Genomic DNA, 7,610 nt, shown 5'->3' on the forward strand with positions numbered 1-7,610 from the left:
AAGGCGGGTTAGAACCCGCCTTACCACTCACGACAGCCGCGGCAGACCGTGTCCGTTTCGTAGCCCGCGGGGTCTCCAGGTGGGGGTGTCCGGGAGCCACGTCTGATCGCAGGATGACCGCCACCGACCGTGACTCACGTCACACGAGCGGAGGAGGCCCCTTGCGTTCCGGAGTGAGTTCGTGCTGACCGTGCGTGGCCTGCGGGTGCGGTACGGCCGGTCGACGGCCGCCCTGCACGGGATCGACCTCGACGTCTCCGCCGACGGCGTGCTGGCCGTGCTGGGCAGCAACGGGGCCGGGAAGTCCACTTTGCTCCGGGCCGTCTCCGGCACCCTCCGGATGCACCGGGGCGCGATCGACGCCGGCGAGATCCGCTACGCCGGCCACGCGCTCGGCAAGCTCGACCCCGCCCGGATCGTCCGGCTCGGCGTCGTCGGCGTGCCCGAAGGGCGGCAGGTGTTCGCCCGGATGACCGTCGAGGAGAACCTGCGGGCCGGCGGCATCGGCGCCCGGACCGCGGCCGAGCGGGCCGGCGCACGCGAGCGGGTCGGCGAGCTGTTCCCGGTGCTCACCGAACGCGCCAAGCAGCGCGCGGGCCTGCTGTCCGGTGGCGAGCAGCAGATGCTGGCCATCGGCCGGGCGCTGATGTCCGCGCCGAAGCTGCTGCTGCTCGACGAGCCGTCGCTGGGCCTCGCGCCGAAGGTCGTCGAGCAGATCGGCCGGACCATCCGCGAAATCCACGACCAGGGCACCGCCGTCGTGCTGGTCGAGCAGAACGCCGTGATGGCACTGAACGTCGCCGACCACGCCGTGGTCCTCGAAGTGGGCCGGGTGGCGCTGGCCGGGACGGCGGCCGAGCTCGCCGCCAGCCAGGACGTCCAGCGGCTCTACCTCGGCGGGCACGCCGAATCGCCGGAAACCGCCGAAGCCGAGGCGGAGACCGCACGCCGGAGCCTGGCGGGCCGGACCCTGTCGAGGTGGGCCGGATGACGCCGCCGGAGCTGCGCGTCGAAGCCGTTTCGCTCCGATTCGGCGGGATCCGCGCGCTCGACGACGTGAGCTTCACCGTCACCCCCGGTTCGCTGCACGCGCTGATCGGGCCGAACGGCGCCGGGAAGTCCAGCTGCTTCAACGTGATCAGCGGCCTCTACCGGGCCGGCAGCGGGCGCGTGCGGCTCGGGGACACCGACCTCACCGGGCTCGCGCCGCACAAGCTGGCCGGGCTCGGCGTCGGGCGGTCCTTCCAGAACGCGGCCCTCTCCCCCGGCTCGACCGTGCTGGACAACGTCATGCTCGGCCGGCACGCGCTCACCCGCGGCGGGTTCCTCGAAGTCGGGCTGCGGCTGCCGTGGACGGTCCGCGCCGAACGCCGGCACGCCGAGCGCGCGCGGGAGATCTGCGCGTTCCTCGGGCTCGAAGCGGTCGTCGACGCTCCGGCCGGGGCGCTCCCCTACGGCGTCGTCAAGCGCGTCGACCTCGCCCGCGCACTGGCCGTCGAGCCGGTGCTGCTCCTGCTCGACGAGCCGGCGGCCGGGATGAACGCGGCCGAAACCGCCGAGCTGGCCGGCACGATCAGCGGGATCCGGGCCGAGCTCGGCATTTCGATCCTGCTCGTCGAACACGACATGGGCCTGGTGATGGGCATCGCCGACCGGGTCACGGTGCTCGACTTCGGCCGGCGCATCGCCGACGGCACCCCGGCGCAGGTCCAGTCCGACCCGGACGTCGTCAAGGCCTACCTGGGCACGGAGGCAGTGTGAACACTTTCCTGCAGCTCGTGGTGAACGGCCTCGGCAAGGGCGCGGTGTTCGCGTTGCTGGCGCTGGGCTTCGTGATCATCTTCAAGGCCACCGAGGTGGTCAACTTCGCGCACGGCTCGCTCGTGCTCTTCGGCGGCTACCTCGTCGTGGTGTCGAAGGACGCGCTGGGCTGGGCCGGCGCGTCGCTCGCCGGGATCGTCTCGGCCGGGCTGCTCGGCCTGCTCGTCGAGCGGCTGCTGCTGTCGCGCTCCCGGCACGCCGACGCGAACAGCCTGGCCCTGCTCACCATCGGCGTCGACGTCATCGTCACCGAGGAGATCGTGCGCCGCCTCGGCGTCACGCTGCCCTTCCTCGGCGACGCCTGGGACGCGAAGCCGTTCCGGCTCGGCGGGATCACGCTGTTCCGCACGCACCTGGTCGCGCTCGCCGTCGCGGCGGTGCTGATCACGGCGTTCTGGCTGGCCTTCAAGTACTCGAACTGGGGCGTGGCCATGCGGGCGCAGGCGGAGAACCGCGAAGCCGCCGCGCTGATGGGCATCCGCAGCTCGCGCGTCACCGCGACCGCGTGGCTGGTCGCCGGCCTGCTCGCCGGGGTGGCCGTGCTGTTCATCGCGACGCAGGACTTCTCCGGCGCCGGGCTCTCCCGCGGGACGCACTCGATCGCGCTGGCCGCCTTCCCCGCGGCGATCCTCGGCGGCCTCGACTCGACGGCGGGCGCGGTGGTCGGCGGCCTGGTCGTCGGGATCGTGGAAGCGCTGTCGGCGCAGTACGTCTCGTTCGACTTCTCCAAGAGCGCGGTGTTCCTGGTGATGCTGGTGGTCCTGGTGGTGCGGCCTTCGGGGCTGTTCGGCACGAGGGAGCGAACGCGTGTCTGACCAAGCCGTGTCCGAAGTGGACACCCCACCCGAAACGGCCGCGCCGCCACGCCCACGCCGACGCCCGGCGCGGCTGGTCCGCCGGGTCGGCTCACTCGCGCTGCTGGTCGTCCTGCTCGCCCTGCCGCTGTACCTCGACGCGGCGTGGCTCAAGGCCGGGCAGTACATGATGATCGGCGGGGTCGGCGCGATCGGGCTGACGCTGGTGGTCGGCCAGGCCGGGCAGCTTTCCCTGGCCCACGCGTTCTTCCTGCTCGCCGGCGGCACGGCCTACACCGTCCTCTCCGGACCGGCCGGGGACGAGCGGGTGGTCGGCTTCGGTCTCGACCCCGGCCTCTCGCTGCTCGGTGCGGTGGTCGTCGCGGCCCTGCTCGGCCTGGCTTTCGCGCCGGTCGCCGGCCGGCTGCGCGGGATCTACCTCGGCGTCGCCTCGCTGGCGCTGGTCTTCCTGGGACTCTACTTCGGACAGTCCGCGGAGGAGCTCACCGGCGGGACGTCGACCGGGCGCGCGCCGGCACCGTTCTCCCTCTTCGGCTTCCCGTTCACCAACGACGGGCCGGAGATCACCCTGCTCGGCGTGCCGATCCGGCAGGCCGAGCGGATGTGGTACCTGTTCCTGCTGCTCACCGTGCTGGCGTTCGTGATCGCCCGCGGCGCGGTCCGCGGGCGGGTCGGCCGCTCCTGGCGGGCGGTGCGCGACAACGAAGCCGCGGCCGCGGTGATGGGCGTCAGCGTGCTGCGGGCCAAGGCGGGCGCGTTCGCCGTCTCCTCGGCCTACGGCGGCCTCGCCGGCGCGATGACCGTGCTGTGGTTCGACATCCTCAAGCCGGACGAGAGCGAGTTCGGCACCTACGGCATCAACGTCTCGATCGCCTACCTGGCGATGGTCATCATCGGCGGCCTCGGCTCGGTCACCGGCGCGCTGGTCGGCGCCCTGATCGTCAACGGGCTGCCGCAGGTCCTCGCCCTGTATTCGGCCGACCTGGGCTGGTTCTCCGGCACCGGCGACGGCGCGCTGACCCCGATCCTGGTCAGCTCGTTCGTCTACGGCGCCGCGATCATCCTGGTCGTGCTGTTCGAGCCGGGCGGGCTCGCCGCGATCGGCCGCCGGCTCACCCGACCTCGCCGTCAACCCCCGGAGGAACCATGAAACGCACACACCTGGCGGCGGCGCTGGTGGCCGTCCTCGCGCTCTCGGCGTGCAGCACGAAAGCGAACGACTCGGGCGCGTCGGGCCCGGACAGCTCCGGCGTCAAGACGGGCAAGGGGGTGACGGCGAACGAGGTGACGCTCGGCGTGATGACCGACAAGTCCGGCGTGTTCAAGAACCTCGGCCTCGGCGTCACGCAGGGCAACGAGCTGTGGGCCAAAGACTTCAACGCGGCCGGTGGCGTGTGCGGGCGGCAGGTCAAGCTCGAGGAGGTCGACCACGGCTACAAGGCCGACACGGCGAAGACGCTGTACCCGCAGATCGAGCCGAAGGTGCTCGGGTTCGTGCAGCTGCTGGGCTCGCCGGTGGTGGCCGCGCTGAAGCAGAACCTGGCCTCGGACAAGACGACCGCCGCGCCCGCGTCGTGGTCGTCCGAGCTGCTCGACAACCCGTACGTGATGATCGTCGGGACGACCTACGACCTGGAGATCATCGACGGCCTGTCGTACCTGCAGGAGCAGGGGCAGCTCAAGGACGGCGACACGATCGGGCACATCTACATCGACGGCGAGTACGGCAAGAACGGCCTGCGCGGCTCGCAGTTCTACGCCAAGAAGCACAACCTGGCGCTGAAGGAAGTCAAGATCACCTCGACCGACAGCGACCTGACCAACGTCGTCACCGGTCTCAAGGGCGAAGGCGTGAAGGTGATCGTGCTGACGACCACGCCGACCCAGACCGGCTCGACGGTCGGGGCGAACAAGGCGCTCGGGCTGAACGTCCCGGTGCTGGGCAACAACCCGACGTTCGACCCGGCGCTGCTGAAGAGCCCGGCCGCCGGCGCGCTCGACAAGCTGACGGTGGTGGCGAGCAGCGTGCCGTTCTCCGCGGACATCCCGAAGGCGAAGGACGTCGCGGCGAAGTACAAGGCCGCGTACAAGGAAACCCCCAACGGCGGCGTCCCGTACGGCTACGCGGTCGGCGAGGTGTGGGGCGCGGTTCTGAAGAAGGCGTGCGACAACAAGGACCTGACGCGCGACGGCATCGCCGCGGCGCTGAAGCAGACGACGTCGGCGAGCACGGACAACCTGGTCGCGGCGCTCGACTTCTCGAAGCCGGGAACGCCGGCGACGCGCCAGGTGTACGCGGCGACGCCGGATGCCTCCGCCGAGGGCGGCGTCAAGTACGTCAAGCCGTTGTTCGAAGCTCCGGAAGCGAAGGAGTACGTGGCTCCGCACCAGAAGTGAGCCGGGTTCGCGCCAGCGCGGCCGCTTCGTGCAGCGGAGTGGTCGCGTTGGCCGCGGCGGCCTCGAGGAGGGTGCGCACGGTGTCCTCGATCGTCTCCACGCGAGCGAGCGCGGCTTCGTGGTCCAGGCCCTCGGCCTCGCGCGAAAGTGTGTACAGGATCCCGCCCGCGCTGGCCACGTAGTCCGGGATCCACACGATGCCGCGCGCGGCGAGGTCGTCCGCGACGGTGTCGGAAGTGAGCTGGTTGTTGGCGGGCCCGACGACGAGCGGCGTGTCGAGCCGGGCCACTGTCTCCGGGCCGAGCACCCCGCCGACCGCCGCCGGGATGACGACGTCGGCGGTGAGGGTGAGCACCTTCTCCGGTTCGGCCCAGGTCAGGCCCAGCTTTTCGGCCCCGGGCCGTTTCTCCGCGTCGATGTCGGAGACGACGACGTCGGCGCCTGCCGCGTGGAGGCTCGCCGCGAGGTGGGCGCCCACCGAGCCGTAGCCGCTGATCACCACCCGGCGGTCCGTCAGGTCCGGTCCGGCCGCCGCCCGCAGTGCCGCCAGCACGCCGAGCGCGGTCGGGCCGCTGGAGGAACCGGTTCCGCCCGCGGTTTCGGGCGTGCAGAAGGCGTACGGCGACGCTTCGCGGAGCACCAGCATGTCGGCCGGGCCGGTGCCGACGTCCGGGCCCGCCTGGTAGGCGCCGCCGAACTCGGCGATCAGGTCGGCGTGGTCGAGCAGGACGGCCCGGCGCTCCTCGGGCGAAAGGACGCGGCCCGGCTCGGGCGCGATGACGCTCTTGCCGCCGCCGAACGCCAGCCCGGCGACGGCGCACTTCGCCGTCATGGCGGCCGACAGGCGGAGAACGTCGCCGATGGCTTCTCCGAGCGTGCCGTAGGGCTTGAACCGGCAGCCGCCGACGGCAGGGCCGAGCGCGGTCGAATGGATCGCGACCATCGTGGGGATGCCGGATCGACGGCCTCGGCGGACTACGAGCTGCTCATGTGCGGTCATGAGCGCCGAAGTTAGAGTGACAGTCGGCAGCCAGGACGGACTGCCGAACGAAATTCGGCGAGGATACGGAGGGCCCAGTGCTGGACGAACTTGATTCGGCGATCGTGCGGTTGCTGCAGGAAGACGCCCGCCAGACCAATCGGGACATCGCCCGCAAGGTCGGCATCGCGCCCTCGACGTGCCTCGAGCGCATCCGGCTGCTGCGGGAACGCGGTGTCATCCGCGGCTACCACGCCGACATCGACCTGCCGAGCCTCAACCGCGGCGTCCGGGCGCTCGTCACGGCGCAGGTGCGGCCGCTGAGCCGGGCGGTGATCGATTCCTTCCAGCGGTCCATCGCCGAACTCCCGGAAGTGCTGTCGGTGTACGTCACGGCCGGAAACGACGATTTCCTGATCGAAGTCACCACCCCCGGCATCGACGCGCTGCACGCATTCCTGACCGACCGGCTCGCGCTGCGCCGGGAGATCGTCGGGTTCCGGACGTCGATCGTTTTCCGGCATCTGCGGAAGACGACGCTTGAACCCCTCCCGTAGGGGTATCCAGGGATGACCCCGGAACGGCGCGACACGCCGCCCCTACGTGCACCCCTGAAATACCCGGGTTCGCACGTTCAAAGGCGGAAACTGTCGGTGGCGGGGCGTCTAATGAGCACGACGGGAAGGAGGCGCCGCCATGATCACCGATTTGAACCACCGTGAGCGCGCCACACTGAGAGCCGTGGCCGGCGGCCACGCCGAGATCAGCTGCAGCTGCGAGCCCGACCTCTTCATCGACGGCCTGAGCTGCTGCGACCAGTCCACCGTGCACCGGCTCGCGCGGCTCGGCCTGATCGCACCCGCCCACCCCGGCAAGTGCGGCGAGCGCGTGCCCGCGCTGCTCACCGACGCCGGCTCGCGGGCGCTCGGCGAGGTTTTCGCCACCGCGGCGTAAACACGTTTGCCACGCACTGGGGACACTGCCAGCATCATCCGATGCACGTATTCCTCGAAACCGAGCGGCTGATCCTCCGCCGGTTCACCGAGAACGACGCGGACGCGCTCTTCGAGCTCTACGACGACCCGGCCGTGATGAAGTACCTCAATGGGGGACAGCCGGCGGACCGCACGGAGATCGTCACCCTGGATCTTCCCGCGTTCCTCGGTTACTACGAGCGTTTCCCCGGTTACGGGTTCTGGGCGGCGATCGAAAAGAGCACCGGCGACTTCCTGGGGTGGTTCCATTTCCGCCCGCGCCCGGACGACCCGCCGGACCAGCCCGAACTCGGCTACCGGCTGCACCGGAAGGCGTGGGGCAAGGGCTACGGCACCGAGGGCTCGGCGGCACTGCTCGCGAAGGGCTTCACCGAACTGGGGGTCACCCGGGTGACGGCGTTCACCATGACGGTGAACCAGGCCTCGCGGCGCGTGATGGAGAAACTGGGGATGAAGTTCGTCCGCACCTACTTCGAGGAGTTCCCGGAGCACGAGCGGGCTCCGGGCAGCGAGCACGGCGAAGTCGAGTACGGCATCACCCGCGAGGAGTGGTCTGCCGCAACCGGGTCGTGAGTGGCAAGGCGGGTTCTAACCCGCCTTGCC

Annotated in this window: 9 protein-coding genes; 8 read left to right on the top strand and 1 reads right to left on the bottom strand. The window is 70.9% G+C overall.

Annotated features, from left to right (window positions below; genetic code table 11):
- Nucleotides 1-181: 181 nt before the first annotated feature.
- Genes ACWEVN_RS44475 through ACWEVN_RS44495 form a run of 5 tightly spaced genes read left to right on the top strand, consistent with a single transcriptional unit; the run spans nucleotide 182 to nucleotide 5,033 of the window.
- The gene (locus tag ACWEVN_RS44475; RefSeq protein WP_449688134.1) at nucleotides 182-991 is read left to right on the top strand and encodes an ABC transporter ATP-binding protein; all 810 of its coding nucleotides are present in this window, start codon (nucleotides 182-184) and stop codon (nucleotides 989-991) included.
- Nucleotides 988-1,761, top strand: coding sequence for an ABC transporter ATP-binding protein (locus ACWEVN_RS44480; protein ID WP_449688133.1), 774 nt, complete (start codon nucleotides 988-990; stop codon nucleotides 1,759-1,761). The genes ACWEVN_RS44475 and ACWEVN_RS44480 overlap by 4 nt, the downstream gene beginning before the upstream one ends.
- Entirely contained in the window at nucleotides 1,758-2,636 is an 879-nt protein-coding gene (locus ACWEVN_RS44485) for a branched-chain amino acid ABC transporter permease (protein ID WP_449688132.1), read from the top strand. The genes ACWEVN_RS44480 and ACWEVN_RS44485 overlap by 4 nt, the downstream gene beginning before the upstream one ends.
- Complete coding sequence (locus ACWEVN_RS44490; RefSeq protein WP_452055303.1) at nucleotides 2,629-3,786, top strand: branched-chain amino acid ABC transporter permease; 1,158 nt, start codon at nucleotides 2,629-2,631, stop codon at nucleotides 3,784-3,786. Before ACWEVN_RS44485 ends, ACWEVN_RS44490 begins: the two co-directional genes overlap by 8 nt.
- Nucleotides 3,783-5,033, top strand: a complete 1,251-nt coding sequence (locus ACWEVN_RS44495; protein ID WP_449688130.1) for an ABC transporter substrate-binding protein — start codon at nucleotides 3,783-3,785, stop codon at nucleotides 5,031-5,033. The genes ACWEVN_RS44490 and ACWEVN_RS44495 overlap by 4 nt, the downstream gene beginning before the upstream one ends.
- Here ACWEVN_RS44495 and ACWEVN_RS44500 read toward each other — a convergent pair.
- A complete protein-coding gene (locus ACWEVN_RS44500) occupies nucleotides 4,975-6,033 on the bottom strand; it encodes a Glu/Leu/Phe/Val dehydrogenase dimerization domain-containing protein (RefSeq protein ID WP_452055304.1) in 1,059 nt (352 codons plus the stop codon). The two genes, ACWEVN_RS44495 and ACWEVN_RS44500, sit on opposite strands and share 59 nt — an antisense overlap.
- A gap of 80 nt (nucleotides 6,034-6,113) precedes the next feature.
- Here ACWEVN_RS44500 and ACWEVN_RS44505 point away from each other — a divergent pair, with 80 nt between their 5' ends.
- From ACWEVN_RS44505 to ACWEVN_RS44515, 3 genes are all read left to right on the top strand, one after another.
- Nucleotides 6,114-6,569, top strand: a complete 456-nt coding sequence (locus ACWEVN_RS44505; protein ID WP_449688135.1) for an Lrp/AsnC family transcriptional regulator — start codon at nucleotides 6,114-6,116, stop codon at nucleotides 6,567-6,569.
- A 139-nt stretch (nucleotides 6,570-6,708) separates the two neighbouring features.
- Nucleotides 6,709-6,966: a hypothetical protein gene (locus ACWEVN_RS44510; RefSeq protein WP_310971229.1), complete on the top strand. Its 258-nt coding sequence runs from the start codon at nucleotides 6,709-6,711 to the stop codon at nucleotides 6,964-6,966.
- Nucleotides 6,967-7,007: 41 nt separating this feature from the next.
- Nucleotides 7,008-7,580, top strand: coding sequence for a GNAT family N-acetyltransferase (locus ACWEVN_RS44515; RefSeq protein ID WP_452055305.1), 573 nt, complete (start codon nucleotides 7,008-7,010; stop codon nucleotides 7,578-7,580).
- Nucleotides 7,581-7,610: the final 30 nt, after the last annotated feature.

Source organism: Amycolatopsis sp. NPDC003861 (assembly GCF_053605405.1).